This window comes from Acinetobacter sp. AOR43_HL (assembly GCF_027854635.1).
GTDB lineage: Bacteria > Pseudomonadota > Gammaproteobacteria > Pseudomonadales > Moraxellaceae > Acinetobacter > Acinetobacter pittii.
Genome location: NZ_JAKTHX010000029.1, coordinates 1 through 20646 on the forward strand (window position 1 = coordinate 1; position 20646 = coordinate 20646).

Consider the following 20646-nt stretch of genomic DNA (forward strand, 5'->3'; position numbering starts at 1 on the left):
GTACCGGGTTTGTCGGAGAGTCAATATTCTGAGAGACTATCCCGATGACAAAATTAAAATATACCCCTGAAATCAGAGAAAGAGCGGTTCAATTATTGATTGAATCTGAAAAAGATTATCCATCGAATTGGGCTGCGATCACCGCTATTGCTCCCAAGATAGGTTGTACTCCTGAAACACTACGTGTTTGGTATCAAAAATATTTAGATAAACTAAATCCAGTTAAAGTACAGCAGCTTTCAGATCAAGAACGTATTAAACAACTCGAACGTGAAAATAAAGAACTGCAACGCGCCAATGAGATTCTACGTAAAGCAGCCGCTTTTTTCGCCCAGGCGGAGCTCGACCGCCCACACAAATAATGGTGGATTTTATCCATAATAATAAAGAGCTGTACGGAGTCGAGGCGATTTGTAGAATTTTACCGATCGCACCCTCAACCTATTACCGGACTCTAGATCTCTGCGAAAATCCAGAACATCGAGCAAAGCGAGATTTACATGACTTGCATCATGCTGAGGAGATTAAACGAATTTGGAAGGAAAGTTCAGGTCGGTATGGTGTACGTAAAGTCTGGCAAAAACTGAAACGTGAAGGCTATATTATTGCACGCTGTACTGTTGCTCGATTAATGAAAAAGCTAGGTATACAAGGTGTTTGGCGAGGTAAGAACAAACAAACCACCCGTAGCCGAGATGACCAAAAACGAGCAGATGATTTAGTGAAACGTAATTTTACTGCTGATCATCCTGACCAACTGTGGGTCAGTGACTTTACGTATATTCAAACTCATTCAGGCTGGGTCTATACCGCCTTTATTATTGATGTGTTCTCACGAGCAATTGTTGGCTGGAAAGTATCTACACGAATGAATACAGATATGGTGCTCGATGCATTAGAGCAAGCATTGCATGATCGAGGCATGCCAAAGAATGTGATTCATCATTCCGACAGAGGTGTGCAATATCTTTCCATTCGTTATACCCATCGTTTAGAAGCAGCAAATTTACGAGCATCAGTCGGTACGACTGGTGATTCATACGATAATGCTTTGGCTGAAACGGTGAATGGCTTATACAAAACAGAGGTGATTGAATATCTAAAAGCAGATTGGCAAGGTTTAGCAGATGTACAACTTGCGACACTAAACTGGGTAGATTGGTTCAATAAAAAGCGTGTACACAGTGCACTGGGTTATGTATCGCCTTTTGAGTTTGAAGCAATGTACTATGATAAGATTAACCCGTTAGGTCAGGTGGCCTAACTTAAATAAAAAAGTCTCCGACAAACCCGGTACGGTTCAGTAGTTATTATTGATGATACTTTAAGTACAGGAGGAGCCGTGATTGCCCTTGCTGAAGCATTAAAAACAGCAGGAAGTACTATTGAAAAAGTCATATGTGCAATTGAAAAAGTTCAAAATAAGGGTAAAGAAAAAGTAAAAGAAATTACAGGATTAGATGTGACCTCAATTATGAAAATTGAAGTATTTCCTGAAGAGGTAAAAGTCGTAAAATGAACTCAATAATATTAGATAATTTTAATAAGATTATTAATGATATTCACCAGTTAAACTCTTCTACACAATTGGTTGCAGTTTCTAAATTTCAACCGGTAGAAAAAATTTTACCTCTTTTAGAACATGGGCACCGCATGTTTGGTGAAAGTAGAGTAGAGGAGGCCTATGAAAAATGGTCTTTGCTGAAAGATAAATATACTGATCTAGAATTACATTTTATTGGTAGTATTCAGTCAAAAAAAATTAAGAAAATAGTTAATTTTTTTGATGTGATAGAATCAGTAGACAGCGTTAATACTCTAAATAAAATTATAAAATATGCAGCAGAAGTGCAAAAGATAGTAAGGATTTTTATTCAAATTAATATAGGAAATGAATTGCAGAAAAGTGGTGTTGATTTAAGCGATCTAAATGATTTATTTCATAAAGCCATTAGTAGTAGAAGTATTAAACTAGAAGGATTCATGTGTATTCCGCCCAATACTGAAGAAGTAGAGCCTTATTTTTTAAAAATGAAGGAATTAAAGTCTTTATATGAAATAGAAAATTTAAGTATGGGAATGAGTAATGACTATAAAAAGGCTATACCGATAGGGGCCAACTATATTCGTATAGGTAGTTCTCTATTCGGAGTTAGAGATTACTCTTAAATAAACTGTATTAAGGATAAATAATGGTTTCAATTGAATTACTTATAACTTTTGTTATAACTACACTAATTTTTGCCTATATGCCTGGACCAGCTATGCTTTATACAGCAGCTCAGACTCTTTCTAAAGGGAAAAGAGCTGGGTTAATGGCATCATTAGGAATTTTTATTGGTGGATGTTTCCACATAATTGCAGCTTCAATTGGATTAACTGCAATTTTTAAAACAACACCTATGCTCTATGATGTAATTAAACTATTCGGTGCGGCATACTTAATTTGGCTTGGGATCAAGCTAATAAGATCAAAGCTACAAGGAAATCTAGAAATTGATCTGCATGCTCCTGAAGTTTCATTCAGGCAAAGTATTTTAGTTGAAGTATTTAACCCCAAAACAGCAATATTTTATATTTCTTTTTTACCTCAATTTATAAATACGACTTCCGGATTTTCCGTATGGCTACAATTCATAATATTAGGACTTTTTGTAAATTTAGCTTTTGTTTCTGCCGATATAGTATGTGTCTTTCTAGCAAATTATATTTTGAAAAGGTTTAAAAAGTCTGAAAAGACTCAAAAAGTCATGTCTTTAATGGGGGGATCAATTTTTATAGGATTAGGCTTATTTTTAGCTTTTAATACAAATTAAAAGTTAATCTAATAATTCTATTTAAATTTATTTTAAACTCCTAATGAATAAAGCCATTACTTACCCACACTGTAATGGCTTTTTTATTTACCTCAACCGCTCTACTTTAATACGATTGTCATTTCCCACGCTTGACGCCAACAAGTGCGAATACTATCCTTTGCGTGCTGGCCTACATCGCCAGTCGGTTTTAGCAGACCGTTTTCATCTAGAACATCAAAAAAGTAATTTTTTGGTGGTGAACTCGTTCGTCCCCCTTCGTAGCGGTAGGACGGAGGAGGGACGCCTTCGGGCGTGCCAGTTCCTAGATGACTGGTCTGCTAACCCTTCTTCGTTCTGCCACCATAATCATTTAGCAGTGATCTGGTAGAACTTCTATTTCATCTAGGAGTCCGCTATGCGTACTAATTCTTCTCATTTATTGGCCTTTGCCAAACTCTCTCTAGCCATACCGCTTAAACAGTCTATAAATCGGTTTAACCGACCCTAGGTTTTTATGCCTAAACATCGTTACGACTAAAACATAGCAACAATAAACCCGAGATAGGCGAGCACACCTTTAGTGCCGCTTTTGCATGCCTGTTTTTAGCACTCAATTTAAGAGTGACGGCATTTCTATCTCTTTTACATACAACAAAAAATTATTTTAAGCGGTATACATGAAAAATTTAGAATCTTCATTTAGAGCACTACGAGTGCTGCACACAGCAAAAGGCTTATTTACTTAAAATGGGTTTAACAAGGTCGGAGTTGACCGAATTATTGCTGAGGCCAAAATTCCCAAAGCGACTTTCTATAACATCTTTCATTCAAAAGCACGACTGATCGAGATGTGTTTAACTTTTCAAACGGATGCGCTCAAAGTAAAAGTTCTTTCAATTATCAATTCATACAGCGAACTTATGGTGTTCGATAAACTCAAGCAAATTTACTTTTTACATGCCAATTTAGAAGGATTTTACCGTTTGCCATTTAAGGCAATTTTTGAAATTGAAAAGTGTTATGCAATGGCTTATCGAGTGGTTGTTGATTATAGAAATTGGTTTATAAATGAGCTTTATAAGCTGCTTCTTACCGTCAAAACTACCGCTTCAATAAAAGACGCACACATGTTTCTATTTGCAATTGATGGGGCAATGGTTCAGCTGTTAAGTATTAATAGCGTAGATGAACGGGATAAATTATTAGATTACTTTTTATTTATGCTATCTGAGCATTCAACTTAAACCTTAAAAATAAAAAAGCCCATGATTGGGCTTTTTATTTTTGGCGTGGCGATTAAAACTTAAGTTTTTTAAGCCCACGACTCACACCATTTTGTAGGGCGGCTTTAATAATAGGGCCAATAAATGGTACGCGGCCTTTAAAGCTAATGATGTAATCCAAACGAGTTCGATTATTTCCCAAGTCAGTAAATTTCATGACACCACGGTGACCTTTAATTGGGCTAATGCCGCTCGTAATTGCATATTCAATCAGTTCATTTTCTTTATAGACTAAATTGGTTTCTACAAATGAAGGGGTCAATGGAATAGACATTTTGCGCGCAGAGCCAACACCATTACGAGCGTCTTTTCCGTTGCTAATGCGAGTCACTTTAGCAGGAGCGAAAAGTTTACTTAGGTTTTCATGCTCACTTAAGGTTGCAAAGACCTTATCTACAGGTGCATCAAATTCTTGTACGATGTTGATTTTTTGAGTTTTTAACATCTTATTCCCTCTAGAAATTATTTTGACATTGGTGATTGTCAGAATCTGGATGTTAGCACGCTTTGAGCAATGGGGGAAATCTCCTTCGTCGGAGTTATCGCATACTTAAAAAATTCACTTTGGTACATCTACAATGCTTTTTGGCCTTTTCTTAATTTTTTAAAGAAGGGCTGAATCACAGACCAGTTGGTTGAAACCCAGCAAATAAAGGAACCAGCCGTCACCATTGCTGTTCCTTGCCAAAAGCTCATTGAAAGTTGAGTTTGTAAAACAAACATTGCCAAAATAGACGAAATAATCGGGGTGAAATAAGAGGCCACCACAAGCACGGTAATGTTTCCATGAATGATGCCAATATTCCACGCGGCATAACCAAAACCCATGGCAGCAGAAGCAACTAAAAGAGTCATGACTGTTGGAATATCCATTGAAGGAATAGCAAAGTGGCTCGATACAAGCAGCTTGAGCCAGAGAGTGAGCGCGACACCAACAAAAAAAATGGAAATTGGATTTTGCCCATTACTTAATTTTTTGGTGAGTACACAGTAAAAAGCCCAAATGATGGCGCCTGCAAATGCCAAAATATAGCTCAGTGGGTTGCTATGAAAATTATCGACAAGACTATTTAGACTAAAGTCACCGCTTCCAGTTTGAATAAAAACAATGCCGAAAATTGAAAGCATTAGACCTAAAATAATAAGGAAATTAAACTTTAATTCCTTAAAAATAACAAAAGCTAAAACCGTTAAACTCGGCCACAGATAGTTAACAATACTAATTTCAATTGCTTGCCGTGCTGTCTGAGAATAAGCAATCGCAAACGAGAAGCACACCTCATAAGCCACGAATAGAATTGTGCCAAATATTAAGTATTTTTTAGAGATCTGCTTAAAATCTGGAACTTTGAAAATGGCAAGCAACAGTAGCGCACTTAAAGAATAAATAAAGGTAACACCTAGCTCAGGTCCAATGGCGGCACTGACTTGTTTCATTAAGCCGACCAGAGATGCCCACATGAGAATGGCGCTTAAACCAATCAATGTTGCTAGATTTTTTGACATAAAATTCAGTAAATAACGGTTAAAAAATGGTAAAAGATGAAGCTATATAGATGAAAGGAATCAATTTTCAAGCTAAGGAATATAGGACAAATTATATAAAATATAAACAATTAAATTTATTGATTGGTTGAATCTGCTATGTTTATTTAGCATTCAATTGAGTAACGAAATTTCGAATAAAACAACATTTGTACGAGGAAAATATGGAAGTCATTAAAACGGTTGGTGTTGTTGGAGCAGGTGTAATAGGTGCGAGTTGGACTGCCTTATTTTTATATAAAGGATTTAAAGTTAAGGTCTATGACCCATATCCTCTAGATGAAGCGGTCTTTAAAAATAGAATATCTGCAAATTTAAATGATTTATTGGCTTTAGATCAAAATGCTGAACACGCCCATTCTCAATCAGATGCGCTGCTTCATCTGGAAATTTTTAATCATTTAAAAGATGCTGTTTCAGATGTAGATTTTATTCAAGAAAATGCCCCTGAACGTCTCGATGTGAAACAACAGCTATATCAACACATCACAGCATATTGCCCCAAACACACCATTATTGCTTCAAGTTCATCGGGCTTAAAAGTGTCCGATTTTCAAAAAGAGGCGCAGCATCCTGAACGTATTTTATTAGGTCATCCTTTTAATCCACCTCATCTTTTACCTTTGGTCGAGATCGTTGGCGGTAATTTGACTGATCCTCAAATTTTAAAACAGGCTTCTGAGTTCTATAAACAACTGGGCAAAAATCCAATTGTTTTAAATAAAGAAGTAAAAGGGCATGTCGCAAACCGTTTGCAGGCTGCGCTATGGCGAGAAGCTTTTTCACTGGTTGAACAAGGCGTGTGCTCTGCTGAAGATGTCGATGTCGCGATTACCAGCGGGCCGGGTTTAAGATGGGCGCTCTTTGGTCCTTACATTAATATGCAGCTTGCCAACCAAAAGGGCTTTAAAGAAGCAATTCATCATTTAGGCCCACCAATGACAGAATGGTGGAATGATATGCACGCATTTCAACATTCAGACGAGACAACAGAGTTATTGGAAGCACAAACTAACCAGCTATTAACACAATATAAAAATATCGATTTATATGAAACCAGAGATAAAGGTCTGGTCGATATCTTAAAGCTCAGACAGCAACTCAAGTTAGATTGAGTCAAATCTTTAAGACGAAACCAGTCATTTTATTGCAGAGATGATTGGCTTTTTTATTGGGGTAAATAACAAAACATGTCTAGCAGAAATAATCCTACATTCATTAAATGTTACTGAAATTCCTATCGCGTTGCATTTGAACTATACGCCTTACGTGAAAAGTAAGAATCGTTGCAAACCGTAAAGAAAGCCTCCTCATAATCAAAGGACATGATAGAAAATAGAGGAATAACAATATGCGCGCTTTAACTTACCACGGTGCAGAAGACGTTCGAGTAGAAACAGTAGCAGACCCTATTATTCAAGAACCAGATGACATCATTTTACGCGTGACTGCCACAGCGATATGTGGCTCTGACTTACATTTATATCGAGGCAAAATCCCTAGAACCGAACAGGGTGATATCTTTGGGCACGAATTTATGGGCGTGGTTGAAGAGGTCGGTTCAGCTGTCACCGCAGTCAAAAAGGGGGATCGTGTCATTGTTCCTTTTGTGATTGCCTGTGGTGAATGTTTCTTTTGCCAACTTGACCTAACTGCTGCTTGCGAAACAACTAATACAGGGCGCGGCGCAATTATTAATAAAAAGCAGATTCCATCAGGTGCGGCTTTATTTGGCTATAGCCATCTTTACGGCGGTGTACCAGGCGGGCAAGCAGAATATGTGCGTGTACCAAAAGCCAATAAAGGTCCTTTTAAAGTGCCAACTTCACTGTCAGATGAAAAAGTACTTTTCTTGACTGATATTTTACCGACTGCTTGGCAGGCAGTGACCAATGCCCAAGTGACTCGTGGCTCAACCGTTGCAATTTATGGTGCTGGTCCAGTCGGACTGTTAAGTGCTGCTTGTGCCAAGATGCTCGGTGCTGAAAAGATATTTATGGTCGATCACAATGACTATCGATTGAACTATGCAGCGGCAACATACGGTGCCATTCCAGTTAATTTTGATGAAGTCGATGCGGCCGAATTTATTATTCAACATACCGACAATTACCGCGGTGTCGATGCTGTGATTGACGCCATTGGTTTCGAGGCAAAAGGCAGTGTGATTGAAACAGTCCTGACCAATTTAAAACTTGAAGGTTCAAGTGGTGCAGCACTGCGTCAATGCATTGCGGCAGTTCGCCGTGGTGGGGTGGTCAGCGTACCGGGTGTATATGCAGGCCCAATTCATGGTTTTTTATTTGGCGATGCTTTTGATAAAGGACTAACTTTTAAAATGGGTCAAACCCATGTGCATCAATATTTACCGCAACTCTTAGAATTGATTGAGCGTGGCGAATTAACACCTGAAACGATTATTACCCACCGAATGAAATTAGAAGATGCCGCAGAGGGTTATCGCATTTTTAATGAAAGAGAAGAGGACTGTCGTAAGGTGATTCTGCTTCCTTAATACGCTCTCTTATAATTTAGTCTTAAGCCTCTTAGTGAAAGGGGCTTTTTTATTTTGAAATGCACAACTTTGAGTGCAGCTTTTTATTTTGTGTTTTAAACCGCACCCAAACAGCTCAAGTTTAGTATTACTTTTAACCAAAACCGTAATACTAAGCTGGCATGTCCTTTGCATAGTCATAACCAATCAAAAGTGATCTAGGGTTCCGATACTTTATGTATGACTGGACCGAGAGTTCACGGTTCCTAGCGAACTACACGGAGGGATAAAAGCCCGGGAGGAAGTCTAAAACTATCCGACAGGAGTAGCTATGAACACTGCAAGTTATCATAACAATCAGGCGATTTGGACCGAACTTTTACCCGGCGGACACCACTGGTCGGGTCGTATTCAAAAAGGAACCATTCTTAGATTTACATCGCTTGGCGCTCAGGCAAATGTTTCTTTGTTTTGTGTAAATGCTGCCGATGTGCTTGAACGTTTTAACATGCCCGACAGTTTAAAAGGGCAACACACCGCCTATTTAAAAGCTTCCAATGTGCTCTATTCAGACCTTGGCCGTGTGATGGCTTCCATTGTTCATGATGACCATGGTTGGAATGACGCGCTTTGTGGCCCAAGCCGACCAGAGCAAATTGAAAAGCAATTTAGTGCGCGCACATTTCAAGATGCCCGCAATGATATGTACCAAAACGGCTTGGACAGCTTACTCATTGAAATGTGTAAATACGGACTTGCCAGCCAAGACCTGAGTGCCGCCGTTAACCTATTTTCTAAAGTTGTGCCAGATGAAAACGGCGCTTTGTCTTATGTCAGTTCTGACAACACCGATCAAACTATTGAACTGCGTTTTGAAATGGACTGCCTGCTATTTTTATCTGCCGCGCCGCATGGTTTAGACACCAGCCAAAGCTATCAACCTGCTGATATTCAACTCAGTTTATTTAAAGCCAATTCACTAACAGACGACGATATTTGTCGTGATGCGTGTTCACAAAATCAGCGTGCGTTTCAAAACACAGCCCGCTACTACGCGCTTAGCAATATTTAAATCAGGAGAAGCATCATGACAGTTTTACAATCATTTGAAAAAGCAGTTTTAAATGAAGTTTGTCCTGCGGGTGAAGCGTGGATGTGTGAGATTAAAAAGGGCCAATATTTTCGAATTATTGATCTGGAAGGAAACCAAGCGGTCGATACTTTGTTTATGAGTGCCGAAAACCCGACTGAGCGTTATAGCGCAATGGACACTTTGGCTATCAACCAACAAATCTATTTAGAAAAGGGTACCAAGCTCTATAGTAACTTTGGCCGTCCAATTGCTGTTATTCATGATGATAACTGCGGGCGCCATGACACCATTGGCGGTGCCTGTTCTTGTGAAAGTAATACGGTTCGCTATGCACATGAAACGTACCCTATGCATAGTTGCCGTAACAACTTTATGTATGCCTTGGCAAAACATCCGATTGCAAAAAAGCATGGTTTAAATGTCCGTCATATCGGTCCAAACATTAACTTTTTTATGAATGTGCCTGTGACACCAGACGGTCAGCTTAAATTTGATGACGGAATTTCAGGCCCCGGTAAATATGTCGAAGTTCGGGCCGAAATGGATTTAATTGTTTTAATTTCCAATTGCCCTCAGCTCAATAACCCATGTAACGCCTATAACCCAACCAAAATTCAACTGGTTGTCCATGAAGCAGAAGGGGGGTAAGCATGTTTAAAAAAGTTCTAATTGCTAACCGCGGTGCAATTGCCTGTCGCGTCATTCGCACCCTTAAAAAACTCGGGATCGCTTCGGTTGCAGTTTACTCCGAAGCCGACCGTGATTCGTTACACGTGACTTTGGCCGATGAAGCTTTCTTGATTGGACCTGCGCCTGCGCATCAAAGTTATTTAAATATTGAAAAAATCCTTGAGGTTGCTAAACAGTCGGGAGCAGAAGCCATTCACCCCGGTTATGGTTTTTTGTCTGAAAATGCCGAGTTTTGTGATTTGTGCGAAAGCCAAGGCATTGCGTTTATTGGGCCAACTTCAAGCCAAATGCTCGATTTTGGTTTAAAACATACTGCACGTGAACTTGCTATTAAAAGTAATGTACCTCTACTTCCGGGCAGCTCACTACTTGCCGATGAAGCTGAGGCTTTAATCGAAGCGGCCCGTATTGGTTATCCGGTCATGCTGAAAAGTACCGCGGGCGGTGGTGGTATTGGTATGCGTCTGGTTTGGAATGAAACCGAGTTAAAAGATGCCTATCAAACCGTGTCTTATTTGGCACAGGTCAATTTTAAAGATGCAGGTTTGTATTTAGAAAAATTTGTACAACATGCACGCCATATCGAAGTACAAATTTTTGGTGATGGGAAAGGGCAAGTTTTAGCGTTGGGTGAGCGTGATTGTTCGGTACAACGCCGTAATCAGAAAGTGATTGAAGAAACACCCGCACCACATTTAAATGAACAGCAACGTGACTACCTTCAAAAAGTTGCGATTCAACTCATGCAGTCGGTGAATTACCGTTCGGCAGGTACGGTTGAGTTTGTCATGGACACCGAAACCCAAGAGTTTTATTTCTTGGAGGTCAACACGCGTTTGCAAGTCGAGCACGGCGTGACCGAGCAAGTGTTTGGTGTCGACTTAGTCGAGTGGATGGTTACTTTAGCAAGCGGTGACTGGTCAGCACCCACTGAACAGTTAGAGCCAACAGGACATTCCATTCAAGTTCGTCTCTATGCCGAAGACCCAATTAAACAGTTCCAACCCAGTGCGGGCTTACTCACGCATGTTAAATTTGACCCGCAAGCCCGAGTCGAAACATGGGTTGAAACAGGTTCAACGGTGTCGTCTTTTTATGACCCAATGATTGCCAAAATCATTGTGACTGCTGCAACACGGGACCAAGCCATACAGGCAATGAGTGCTAGTCTTGCCAACACGCAAGTCGCAGGGATTGAAACCAATCTGGAATATTTACAAAACATTATTGCTTGCGATGTGTTTGCTTTAGGTACTCAAACTACTCGATTTTTAAATACGTTTGAATGGAAAACTCAAAAAATTGAGGTGTTGCAGGCTGGCATTCAAACTGCCATTCAAGACGTAACAGGTCGATTAGGTTATTGGGATGTTGGTGTGCCACCATCAGGTGCTATCGATCCGCTCAGTTTAACTGTGGCAAACCAGCTTTTGGCCAATGAACCAAATACGGCAGGGCTTGAATGTACCTTGCAAGGGCCAACTTTAAAGTTTCACTGCGATAGCCAAATTGTGATTACGGGCGGTGATATGCCTTCAAAACTTGATGGTGAACTGGTGCCGATGTGGCAAACCATCAATGTGAAAAAAGGCCAAGTTTTAAAATGTGGGATTATCCGTTCAAGTTGCCGTAGCTATATAGGTGTGAAAGGTGGTTTTGATGTTCCTGAGTATTTAGGGTCACAGGCGACTTTCACTTTAGGGCAGTTTGGTGGGCACGCAGGCCGTAATTTATTAATTGGCGATATGCTGCCGATTACTGAATATTCTACTCAATCGACCACAGCTTTAGCTCAAGTGCAAATTCCTAGCTTTACCCAAAACTGGGAAATTGCAGTGATGTATGGTCCACATGGCGCACCAGATTTTTTCACCAAACAAGATATTGATACCTTCTTTGCCAATGAGTTTGAGATTCACTATAACTCAAGCCGTACAGGCATTCGCTTAATTGGTCCAAAACCTGAGTGGGCACGTGAAGACGGCGGTGAGGCAGGCTTACATCCATCCAATATTCACGATAATGCTTATGCGATTGGGGCAATTGATTTTACGGGCGATATGCCAATTATTTTGGGTCCAGATGGTCCGAGCTTAGGCGGCTTTGTTTGCCCTGCGGTAGTCATTCATTCCGAGCTTTGGAAAATTGGGCAGCTAAAAGCAGGCGATAAAGTTAAATTTGTACCAGTGAGTTATGTGCAAGCAAAAGCACTTGATCAAAAATATTATCAAAGCTTAACTGCGGCTGATACAACTCAGATCGATTTTAACCCAGCCATTCAAGCAGAACCCGACACTTTAAAAGATGCAGTTTTGGCAACTTTAGACGGTAAAGCTGACTTACCAAGCGTGACCTATCGACCAGCAGGAAATAGCTATTTGTTGGTGGAATATGGCGAGTTAGTACTCGACCTAAACTTACGCTTCCGTATTCATGCACTCATACAATGGGTCAAAGATCAAAACATTCAGGGTATTATCGATTTAACACCGGGTATTCGTTCACTACAAATTCATTTTGATTCAATTCAACTCGATCAACTGGAGCTTTTACAGAAACTTCAACAAGCAGAAGCCGAGTTACCCGATATTCAAAATATGCAGGTGCCTTCACGGACTGTCTATTTGCCTTTGGCTTGGGAAGATTCGCAGACTCAACTTGCAACTGAGCGCTACACACAAATTGTTCGACCAGATGCACCGTGGTGCCCAGATAACGTCGAGTTTATTCGCCGTATTAATGGCTTAGCTTCTAAGCAAGCGGTTAAAGATGTGGTCTATAGCGCAAACTATTTGGTGATGGGTTTAGGCGATGTGTATTTAGGTGCACCCGTTGCGACGCCGCTCGATCCACGCCAACGTTTAGTCACCACAAAATATAACCCTGCGCGAACTTGGACACCTGAAAATGCGGTCGGCATTGGCGGTGCGTATATGTGTGTGTACGGTATGGAAGGGCCGGGCGGCTATCAATTCGTTGGTCGTACCACTCAAATGTGGAGTCGTTATCGTAAAAATGCCGACTTCGAAGAAGGCAAACCATGGTTATTGCGCTTTTTTGACCAAGTTAAGTTTTATGAAGTTTCTGAGGCTGAACTTCTGCAAATGCGTGAAGACTTTAAGGCAGGTCGTCTACAACTTCGTATTGAAGATGGTGTGCTTAACTTAAAAGAATACAACGAGTTTTTAAAGACGCATCAAGACAGCATTCAAGCCTTTAAAGATACACAGCAAGCTAACTTTGAGGCTGAACGCCGCCGTTGGCACGAAGCGGGCTTGCAAGAATATATTTCTGAAAGCCTAGATGCTGTAGATGATGGCGAAACCGTGGTGATCCCTGAAGGAGGCTGTACAGTCGAATCACACATGCCGGGGTCAATCTGGAAAATCGAATGTGCATCGGGTGATATTGTTGAAGAAGGTGCAACCCTTGCGGTAATTGAGGCAATGAAAATTGAAATTCCAATTATTGCGCCGGAACGTATGAAGGTAGAAACCATTACCATTGAAAAAGGGCAAACCGTAAAAACAGGACAAGTGCTATTTACCTTAGCACCTGTCGCTTAAACCAAAAGAGAGCATCAATATTGATGCTCTCTTTTTTTATTATGCTTCGCTCAAATGCTTTAATACTTTATGACCATGTTCAACCGCTTCTAATTTAATTTTCGACTCTGGATTACCTGATAAAGGCGAAACGTCATAAAGCAAGTAGGTGGCGCTTAACTGCATTTGTGTATATTGAATTGAATATTGAACCGCTTTTAAAAAACTATCCGCTAAGTTTTCTCGGTCATTCACCATATCGGCTTCTTTTTGCCCGACTGTCATACTAATAATGACTTTTTTATCTTTTAATTTGTCGCCTTGAGAGCCATAAGCAAACTGATAAGTAAAAACTTCATCAAACCATAACTTCAAAATTGCCGGCATATTAAACCAGAACATAGGATATTGCAGAATGATGGTGTCATGGCGTAGCAACACTTCGTGTTCAGCACTTACATCAATTTTATAGTCTGGATAAAGCTGAAAAATATCTCGCACTTCAAGGTCCGGATAGGTTTTTATAAGTTCATTCACTATCGTTTTATTTGCAATTGATTGAGTGTAGTAGGGATGAGCCAAAATAAGTAAAGCCATAATAATACCTTGTAGCTATAAAAATCATAGTCACTATAATTTTTATAGTATGGGTGTACAATAACTATCAAAGTTGATAGGTGGCATGAAAAATGGCAAATACTGAAAATAAATGTGAAATCACCATGAATGGAAAAACGTATCCATGTCATATCAGTATGGCTATGGATTTGGTGGGTGGAAAATGGAAAGGCGTTATTCTGTATTATCTAAAAGATGGGCCAAAACGTTTTAATGAAATCAATCAATTAATGCCAACGATCACAGAAATGACTTTAAGCCTTCAACTCAAGCAATTAGAGCAAAGTGGCTTAATATCTCGAACTGTTTATGGTGAAAAAGCACCGATTAAGGTGGTTTATGAAATGACCGAATTAGGCCAATCTTTTAAGCCTGTTTTAGAGTCTTTATCAGTATGGGCACATACGATGATTGGTCCAAATTAGTATCAAAATTAGTTGTTGTAATTTATCACCAAGAATTTCTTCAAATTATTAGTGATAAAGTATTGTTTTTAATATTTATCAAAGAGTATTATTTAAACTTTACACTTAATAAAATCCTTGGAATAAAATGCAAAATCAAAAGTTTAAAGATTTAGTTAAACAAGAACTTAAAAATAAAACCAGATCAATTAAAGATCTAGCAAGGTTTGTTCAGCGTAATAATGGTTATCCGTCATATAGTGTATTTTTAGGGGCTGGTGCATCTGTAACATCTGGAATACCAACCGGAGGAAGTTTAGTTAAACAATGGCGCGAAGAAATATATAAGGAAGTATTTGATAGTAATATTGAATCTTTAAAAGATAATGAGTTGGAAATAATTAATTATTTGTCTAAAAATGAGGGGATTTGGTATAATCCTCAAAATGAATATTCTTCTCTATTTGAAAGGAAATTTGATTTACCATCTCAAAGAAGAAGGTTTGTAGAATCAATAGTAGATAATAAAAAACCATCTATAGGATATAATTATCTAATCAATCTTGTTAATGAAAAGGCATTTAATACAATTTTTACAACTAATTTTGATGATTTGTTAAATGAAGCATTTTATCATTTTTCGGATGTTAGGCCCCATGTTTGCGCTCATGATTCCTCGATAGGTAGTCTTTCAGTCTTATCTGATAGACCTAAAATTATTAAACTACACGGAGATTATTTATTTGATGATATTAAGAATACTTTAAAAGAAACTGAAAGCTTAGAAAATAACACAAGAGAAAAGTTTATTGAATTTTCAAAAGATTATGGGTTGATAATAGTTGGTTATTCTGGCCAAGATAGGTCCATTATGGATGTTTTAAATTATTTAGTACAGCAAGAAGAATATCTTAAAAATGGAGTATATTGGTGTTTTAGAGAAGATGATGAGATATCGCATGAGGTTCGAAAGATATTATGGAAAGATAAAGTTTATTGTGTGAAAATTGATGGTTTTGATCAATTGTTTGCGGAATTAAATAATGAATTGGGTATTAATCTAAAACAGTTTTCAGAAAAAAATTCTTTAAAAATTGATAAGTGTATTGAAAATTTTATTAAAGATGATTTTAATTTAAGTTCTAATGATTATATTAGAAAAGATTTACTTAAATTAAAAGAAAAATCTAATAATCAAGATATTTCTGAATTAATTGCAAAATTAAATGAATCTAATCAAAATAATAATTTATCTTCAATAGAATTTAAACAAATACTAGAAATACAAAATTTGATTCTAACCGGTAGTTTTAATAAAACAGTAGCTAAAATTGATAAGCTTTTGCAAGATAGCGGATGTGATTTATCAAGTGAATTAACAAAGTTTCAGGAAAATTTATTTTTTATGAAAATAGATTGTCTTGAAAAAGAAAAAAAGATCGAGCAGGCCAATGAAGCAATTAATAGTTTAATAGCAAGTGATAAATTTAACTTAACCTATCATCATAAAAAAATATTACTTATTAATGATAGTAAAAAAAATATAGAATACCTATTGTCTATTCTTGATTTGTTTCCTTATAGCTCATCAATTAGAAATGATATTTGTAGAAGTTATCTTTCATACTATTTGAAGAGTAAAGTTGAACCTGATTTAATTAATGTTGATAAGTGTTTAAATTATATTGAAGAAAGTTTAAATATTGATAATAGTTTGGATAATCTTGCTTATGAAATAAAAGTAGAATTGCTTTTTATTAAAAAAGATTTAATTTCAAAGAAAACCTCAAGTACTCTTAATCGTAATAAAGTTATTGATGAAACTAATGATCAAATAAAAGAATTAATTGTTAAGGTTTTAACAGTGAGTCCAAAACATCAAAATAGTATTGATTGTTTAATTAATTACTTAATAAAGAGCGATTCCTCAGTTGATTTTTTAAAATTTTATAATCAAATTTTTTTAAATATTGATAAATCTAGTAAGAAACAAAAAAGATATATTATTAAAAGTTTTGCTATGTTGTTTAATAAAAGAAAAATGTTAGAGCGTTATCAAAAAGATAGTGATATTAAAAAAGAGGCCGTAAACTTTTTCTCGAAACATGAATTTGATAGTAATATATTTTATTTGTTATATAAAACTATGTTTATGATTTCTTTAAATGTAAGAGATATTTCATTTTACAATCTAATTGAAAAATGTATTAATCATAAAAATGTTTATGAAATTGCTTTAGAGTTAGTTTCTCTTCTAGAAAGTTTAGATTTAAAGGATGAAGTAAGAAGTTTGGATTTGATAATGAAAAACCATCAAGATAAATTAACACCATATGAAGCTAGTTTATTTTCAAAGAATGTTTCACTTTTACTGTATGGTGCAAAATCTGATGAATTTATGGATTATTTAGAAAATACAAGAAAACTCTGTCCTAGTTTTTCAAGATATTTAATTAAATATACCTATGATTTACTTTTGGCAGAGAAATTTGATAAAGTTCTAGAATGTTTAAAAAATAGCTCTGAGATTATTCAAGATTTGGATGAGGATGACAGAGCTGTGCTAAAAATTAATGAAGCTACTGCTTACAAAAAAATTAATAATGGGCAATTATCAAATAGTATTTATGAAGAATTGAAGAAGATCGTTTCTAAATCTCTTTCACAAGAAATTACGATATCTTGTAAATCACTTATGGATGACCAGCAAACTTTATCGAACATCAAGACATTAATAAATATTGATCACCACTTTTATTATTATTTCCAACAATGGCCAGTAATATCAGATAACTTAAAGCAGCAATTACGGAATAATTATGAGAAACATATGATTGTAACATTAGATAGAGCTAGTTAATTAATTAAAAGCCCCATCCCTGTGCATGGGGCTTTTTTCTGCCCAAAAATCACTCATAAATATCCATAAAGCCTATCAAAACGATGCTTAAAAACTGGCACATTTTCTGCATCTCATATCAGTAATACAAAAACTGAATTTGGTAATACCAAACTAGAGGTGCGATATGAACGATGTAAAACCTGTGGTTCAACCAAAGCCAACTTTAAAAGCTTTTTTAGTCGAATTGCTTAGCGTACGTGCAGGCGTATATATCAAGCAAAACAATCAGCCGCCTAAAACAAAAGGATAAGACTGTGGCAAAACAAAAGTTGGCTCGAATCAGTATTACCGTGCCTGAAACGACACTTAACGCACTCGACCAAAAAATTGTCGAGCAGAACTATGAAAGCCGCTCGCAAGCCATTGTCGACATGATTAATAAACACCTGATTGCAGAGCAAGCACAGGCCAATGAAGTCATGGTAGGCACGTTGACGCTACTTTATGACGCTAGCCAAATGACCTTGCGCAATCAATTGGTCGATTTACAACAACAGTTTTTAGCACAGGTGATTAGCTCACTTCATATCCAGCTCGACCAACAAAAGATATTGCAAGTCATGTTAATGCAGGGCGCGAGTTCTGAGCTTAGACAAATTAGCCAGCAATTTATTGTGCTTAAAGGGGTAATCAAAGGACATCTAGAACTGATGGATGCCGTCATGCCGCCTATACAGCAAAATGACTAAATGAGGAGTAGCGTGTTGAAAAATTTATGGACAATTCAAGACTGGAAAACAGCATATCAAAACGGGCAAATCCATCTTGAAGATTTGACTGGCTACGTTGCAGAAATTAAAAATGATGATAATGCGTGGATTGAAATTGCATCGAACGAGCAGATTCAGGCACAAATCGATGTTTTAAAAAAACAGAATATTACTGACTTACCTCTATACGGTGTGCCATTTGCAGCTAAAGACAACATTGATGTTGCTGGCTTTCACACGACTGCTGCCTGTAAAGAGATTCAATATTTAGCGAACCAAGATGCCGCCGTAATTGCTAAGCTGAAAAAAGCAGGGGCGATTGTGATTGGTAAAACTAACCTCGATCAGTTTGCAACGGGGCTGGTTGGCGTTCGCTCTCCATACGGTGCAGTAAAAAATAGTTTTAACCCTGAATATATTAGTGGTGGTTCAAGCTCTGGTTCTTCAGTAGTGGTTGCCAATATACCTTGTGGTGGTGCAGAATTTCGATTGACTGCATTTTGTGCTTCGAGATAGAACACATTTTTATCAATGCGACTTCCTACTTGTAAGTAAGAAACACTGCCTGAACTTGTGATTTGTACTTGAGGATGCCAAACAAAAGGTAAATAACTGATTGCGCACCAAAGACATATTGGAATCACGAAAGAACAAATACTGAGAATCAGCTTGTTCTTTCGCGTAAATTCCTTTGCAACATAACCCATATCGAGAGCTCCCCATTTTTATCAGTATTACGATTTTCATAAAGCGTAATATTGTTAAGCAAAATAGGTGCCATCTTTAAGGTGCTCTAGATGGGTTAAAAAGATGAGGGAACTAAAGTTTCATGTAAATAAACCAAATAACATTTTTCGCCGTCTACTTTAATGCCGGCCGTCGAAGTGCGTACTGTCTCGGTTTCACTCGTTTGCTGATGTTCCTGATATTGCACCCAACAATAATTTTCAAATTCGTATAAAGCTGTACTCTTAATAATGTCGATTTTTAAAGAAGGCTTCTTTCCAATATTTTGACTAAATAAGTTTTTAACCTCGGCTAAGCCAATACTCTGACCTTGAACCGTTACCATCTTAAAATTTTGATCAAAGCTATCTAAAAGCGGGCTCAGACTTTGCTCTGCATTTTTTCCTGTAAATACATTTTCGATCAAAACATGTAGGTCAATGACACTTTGAATGGCTTGATCCATTTGTTTAGACATGGGTTTTCTCCTTTAAAACGGGAATGAGTGAAAGTAAGCAGAGTAAAGCTGCAATTAAAAAAGTATGTTGATAGCGAAGTAGATCGCTTGAGCCAGACATCAAGTTATATATCGAAATGAGAACAACAGTACCGACACTGAATGAAACTTGTCGATTAATATTCCAGAGCACACTTCCTTGTAATAAATCTTGGCCTGAAAAATCAATCAGTGAGCTAATTTGGGCAATGTTGGCACTTAGACCGCCACCCATACCCATTAATAAATAAGCAATCACTAAAAAGCTCAAAGGGCTAGTGTTTGAAATACAAAATAAAAGAAATATGCCAAGGCTATGTAGGGTTATTCCAATAATAAGAAGATACTTTTTTCCTAGCCGTTGATAGAGCAGGCCACCACTAATCATGGCTGCGAGTGCCCCAGTTGCATAGAGCAACATGAATAAACCAGTTTGTTTTGCATTAAAGCCAAAGTTAAGCTGTAAATTAAAAATATTGAGTAAATTAATGCCTGTAAAAATACCCGGAACGGCGTAATAGACAATAAATGCATTCCGTAAATTTTTATTTTTTAATAACTCAAGATTAAGAACAGGATGGGAAATTTTTTTCGCATGTCGAATGTAAAAAATAAGCATTCCGACTGAAATTAGAAAACTCGTTAGAGCGAATGAGGCGTTATGATAATCACTATAAAATGAAAAGGAGAGTAATAAAGATAATAGGCTTATATTAAAAATAACCAAGCCTTTTATATCTGGTTTTTCACTCGATACATTCTGTGTTTTTTTAATCCATAACCATGCCAGAGCTGCTGCCAGTAAAGAAAAAGGAAGATTAGATAAAAATACCCATCGCCAGTTCAATGAATCAATAATCACGCCGCCAATCGCAGGTGAAAAAGCTGGTGCAATTAAAGCAATTGCCATAATCATGGTAGAAATACGTTGGCGTTCTTGGTTCGGGAATAAGGCATATACGAGTGCTTGCCCGACTGGAATTAATAAGCCTCCAGCTACGCCTTGAATAAATCGCCAAAAAATTAAGCTATAAATCGATTCACTAAAGCCAATAAAGCAAATGCTGATCGAAAATAACAGCATCGAATAACACAATAACTTTTGGTTCCCAAGTTTGGTGGCTAACCATAAACTCATAGGCATAATTAAAATGAGGCCGAGAATATACGCATTTGTTACCCAAGCGATCATGGAGTGGCTAACTGAAAATGACGATGCAATATTAGGCAATGCAATTGCGGACATAAAAATGTTGATGCAATCAATAAAGAACCCAAGTAAAAACACTGTCGCTATTTTATATCGATAAGACATACCTACCTCCGTGTAGGCAGGGTAAGA

18 protein-coding genes, 3 pseudogenes, 1 riboswitch and 1 other annotated feature are annotated in these 20646 nt (G+C 37.5%); of the genes and pseudogenes, 15 read left to right on the top strand and 6 right to left on the bottom strand.

Going from position 1 to position 20646, the window contains the following annotated elements:
• Nucleotides 1-44: 44 nt before the first annotated feature.
• From MKL33_RS11835 to MKL33_RS11855, 5 genes and pseudogenes are all read left to right on the top strand, one after another.
• Nucleotides 45-1264 (top strand): IS3 family transposase gene (locus tag MKL33_RS11835; protein ID WP_103270969.1). Its coding sequence is split into 2 segments (ribosomal slippage): nt 45-321 and nt 321-1264, totalling 1221 coding nucleotides; the frame shifts between segments, so codons are not numbered across the junction.
• Nucleotides 320-436: a sequence feature (AL1L pseudoknot), on the top strand. It overlaps the preceding gene by 117 nt.
• 45 nt (nt 1265-1309) lie before the next feature.
• Nucleotides 1310-1519 carry a hypothetical protein gene (locus MKL33_RS11840; protein WP_270907278.1) on the top strand — a complete coding sequence of 70 codons (210 nt, stop codon included), beginning with the start codon at nt 1310-1312 and terminating at the stop codon, nt 1517-1519.
• Complete coding sequence (locus MKL33_RS11845) at nt 1516-2169, top strand: YggS family pyridoxal phosphate-dependent enzyme (RefSeq protein ID WP_270906993.1); 654 nt, start codon at nt 1516-1518, stop codon at nt 2167-2169. The genes MKL33_RS11840 and MKL33_RS11845 overlap by 4 nt, the downstream gene beginning before the upstream one ends.
• A 23-nt stretch (nt 2170-2192) precedes the next feature.
• Complete coding sequence (locus MKL33_RS11850; RefSeq protein WP_046813615.1) at nt 2193-2816, top strand: LysE family translocator; 624 nt, start codon at nt 2193-2195, stop codon at nt 2814-2816.
• A gap of 659 nt (nt 2817-3475) precedes the next feature.
• Nucleotides 3476-4042, top strand: a pseudogene (locus MKL33_RS11855) (TetR/AcrR family transcriptional regulator).
• Between the two features lie 52 nt (nt 4043-4094).
• On the opposite strand, the gene MKL33_RS11860 reads toward MKL33_RS11855, so the two are convergent.
• Nucleotides 4095-4526, bottom strand: coding sequence for an SRPBCC family protein (locus MKL33_RS11860; RefSeq protein ID WP_270906994.1), 432 nt, complete (start codon nt 4524-4526; stop codon nt 4095-4097).
• A gap of 128 nt (nt 4527-4654) precedes the next feature.
• On the bottom strand, nt 4655-5587 hold the full coding sequence (gene yddG, locus MKL33_RS11865; protein ID WP_270906995.1) for an aromatic amino acid DMT transporter YddG: 933 nt from the start codon (nt 5585-5587) through the stop codon (nt 4655-4657).
• 203 nt (nt 5588-5790) lie between these two features.
• On the opposite strand from yddG, the gene MKL33_RS11870 reads away from it, so the two are divergent.
• From MKL33_RS11870 to uca, 5 genes are all read left to right on the top strand, one after another.
• Nucleotides 5791-6741 carry a 3-hydroxyacyl-CoA dehydrogenase NAD-binding domain-containing protein gene (locus MKL33_RS11870; RefSeq protein WP_270906996.1) on the top strand — a complete coding sequence of 317 codons (951 nt, stop codon included), beginning with the start codon at nt 5791-5793 and terminating at the stop codon, nt 6739-6741.
• 236 nt (nt 6742-6977) lie between these two features.
• Nucleotides 6978-8141: a zinc-dependent alcohol dehydrogenase gene (locus tag MKL33_RS11875; RefSeq protein WP_270906997.1), complete on the top strand. Its 1164-nt coding sequence runs from the start codon at nt 6978-6980 to the stop codon at nt 8139-8141.
• A gap of 186 nt (nt 8142-8327) precedes the next feature.
• Nucleotides 8328-8423, top strand: a riboswitch (guanidine-I (ykkC/yxkD leader).
• A gap of 28 nt (nt 8424-8451) precedes the next feature.
• Nucleotides 8452-9192 (top strand): urea amidolyase associated protein UAAP1, encoded by a 741-nt coding sequence (locus MKL33_RS11880; protein ID WP_270906998.1) that lies wholly within the window; start codon nt 8452-8454, stop codon nt 9190-9192.
• Between the two features lie 15 nt (nt 9193-9207).
• Entirely contained in the window at nt 9208-9861 is a 654-nt protein-coding gene (locus MKL33_RS11885) for an urea amidolyase associated protein UAAP2 (RefSeq protein WP_270906999.1), read from the top strand.
• A 2-nt stretch (nt 9862-9863) separates the two neighbouring features.
• Nucleotides 9864-13469 (top strand): urea carboxylase, encoded by a 3606-nt coding sequence (uca, locus tag MKL33_RS11890; protein WP_270907000.1) that lies wholly within the window; start codon nt 9864-9866, stop codon nt 13467-13469.
• A gap of 39 nt (nt 13470-13508) precedes the next feature.
• Here the strand turns inward: uca and MKL33_RS11895 are convergent, their stop codons facing one another.
• Nucleotides 13509-14045 carry an NAD(P)H-dependent oxidoreductase gene (locus MKL33_RS11895; protein WP_270907001.1) on the bottom strand — a complete coding sequence of 179 codons (537 nt, stop codon included), beginning with the start codon at nt 14043-14045 and terminating at the stop codon, nt 13509-13511.
• Nucleotides 14046-14137: 92 nt separating this feature from the next.
• On the opposite strand from MKL33_RS11895, the gene MKL33_RS11900 reads away from it, so the two are divergent.
• The 5 genes and pseudogenes from MKL33_RS11900 to MKL33_RS11920 form a co-directional block, all read left to right on the top strand.
• Nucleotides 14138-14491, top strand: a complete 354-nt coding sequence (locus tag MKL33_RS11900; RefSeq protein ID WP_270907002.1) for a winged helix-turn-helix transcriptional regulator — start codon at nt 14138-14140, stop codon at nt 14489-14491.
• A 127-nt stretch (nt 14492-14618) separates the two neighbouring features.
• A complete protein-coding gene (locus tag MKL33_RS11905) occupies nt 14619-17330 on the top strand; it encodes an SIR2 family NAD-dependent protein deacylase (protein ID WP_270907003.1) in 2712 nt (903 codons plus the stop codon).
• 166 nt (nt 17331-17496) lie between these two features.
• The gene (locus MKL33_RS11910; protein WP_001000625.1) at nt 17497-17622 is read left to right on the top strand and encodes a hypothetical protein; all 126 of its coding nucleotides are present in this window, start codon (nt 17497-17499) and stop codon (nt 17620-17622) included.
• 4 nt (nt 17623-17626) lie between these two features.
• Nucleotides 17627-18061 (top strand): CopG family ribbon-helix-helix protein, encoded by a 435-nt coding sequence (locus tag MKL33_RS11915; RefSeq protein ID WP_001118705.1) that lies wholly within the window; start codon nt 17627-17629, stop codon nt 18059-18061.
• Between the two features lie 12 nt (nt 18062-18073).
• Nucleotides 18074-18544, top strand: a pseudogene (locus MKL33_RS11920) (amidase family protein); the annotation flags it as partial.
• Here the strand turns inward: MKL33_RS11920 and MKL33_RS11925 are convergent.
• The 3 genes and pseudogenes from MKL33_RS11925 to MKL33_RS11935 form a co-directional block, all read right to left on the bottom strand.
• A pseudogene (locus MKL33_RS11925) lies at nt 18439-18789 on the bottom strand (ABC transporter permease); the annotation flags it as partial. The pseudogenes MKL33_RS11920 and MKL33_RS11925 sit on opposite strands and share 106 nt — an antisense overlap.
• Before the next feature lie 95 nt (nt 18790-18884).
• Nucleotides 18885-19286 carry a hypothetical protein gene (locus tag MKL33_RS11930; RefSeq protein ID WP_270907004.1) on the bottom strand — a complete coding sequence of 134 codons (402 nt, stop codon included), beginning with the start codon at nt 19284-19286 and terminating at the stop codon, nt 18885-18887.
• On the bottom strand, nt 19279-20619 hold the full coding sequence (locus MKL33_RS11935) for an MFS transporter (protein WP_270907005.1): 1341 nt from the start codon (nt 20617-20619) through the stop codon (nt 19279-19281). Before MKL33_RS11935 ends, MKL33_RS11930 begins: the two co-directional genes overlap by 8 nt.
• Nucleotides 20620-20646: the final 27 nt, after the last annotated feature.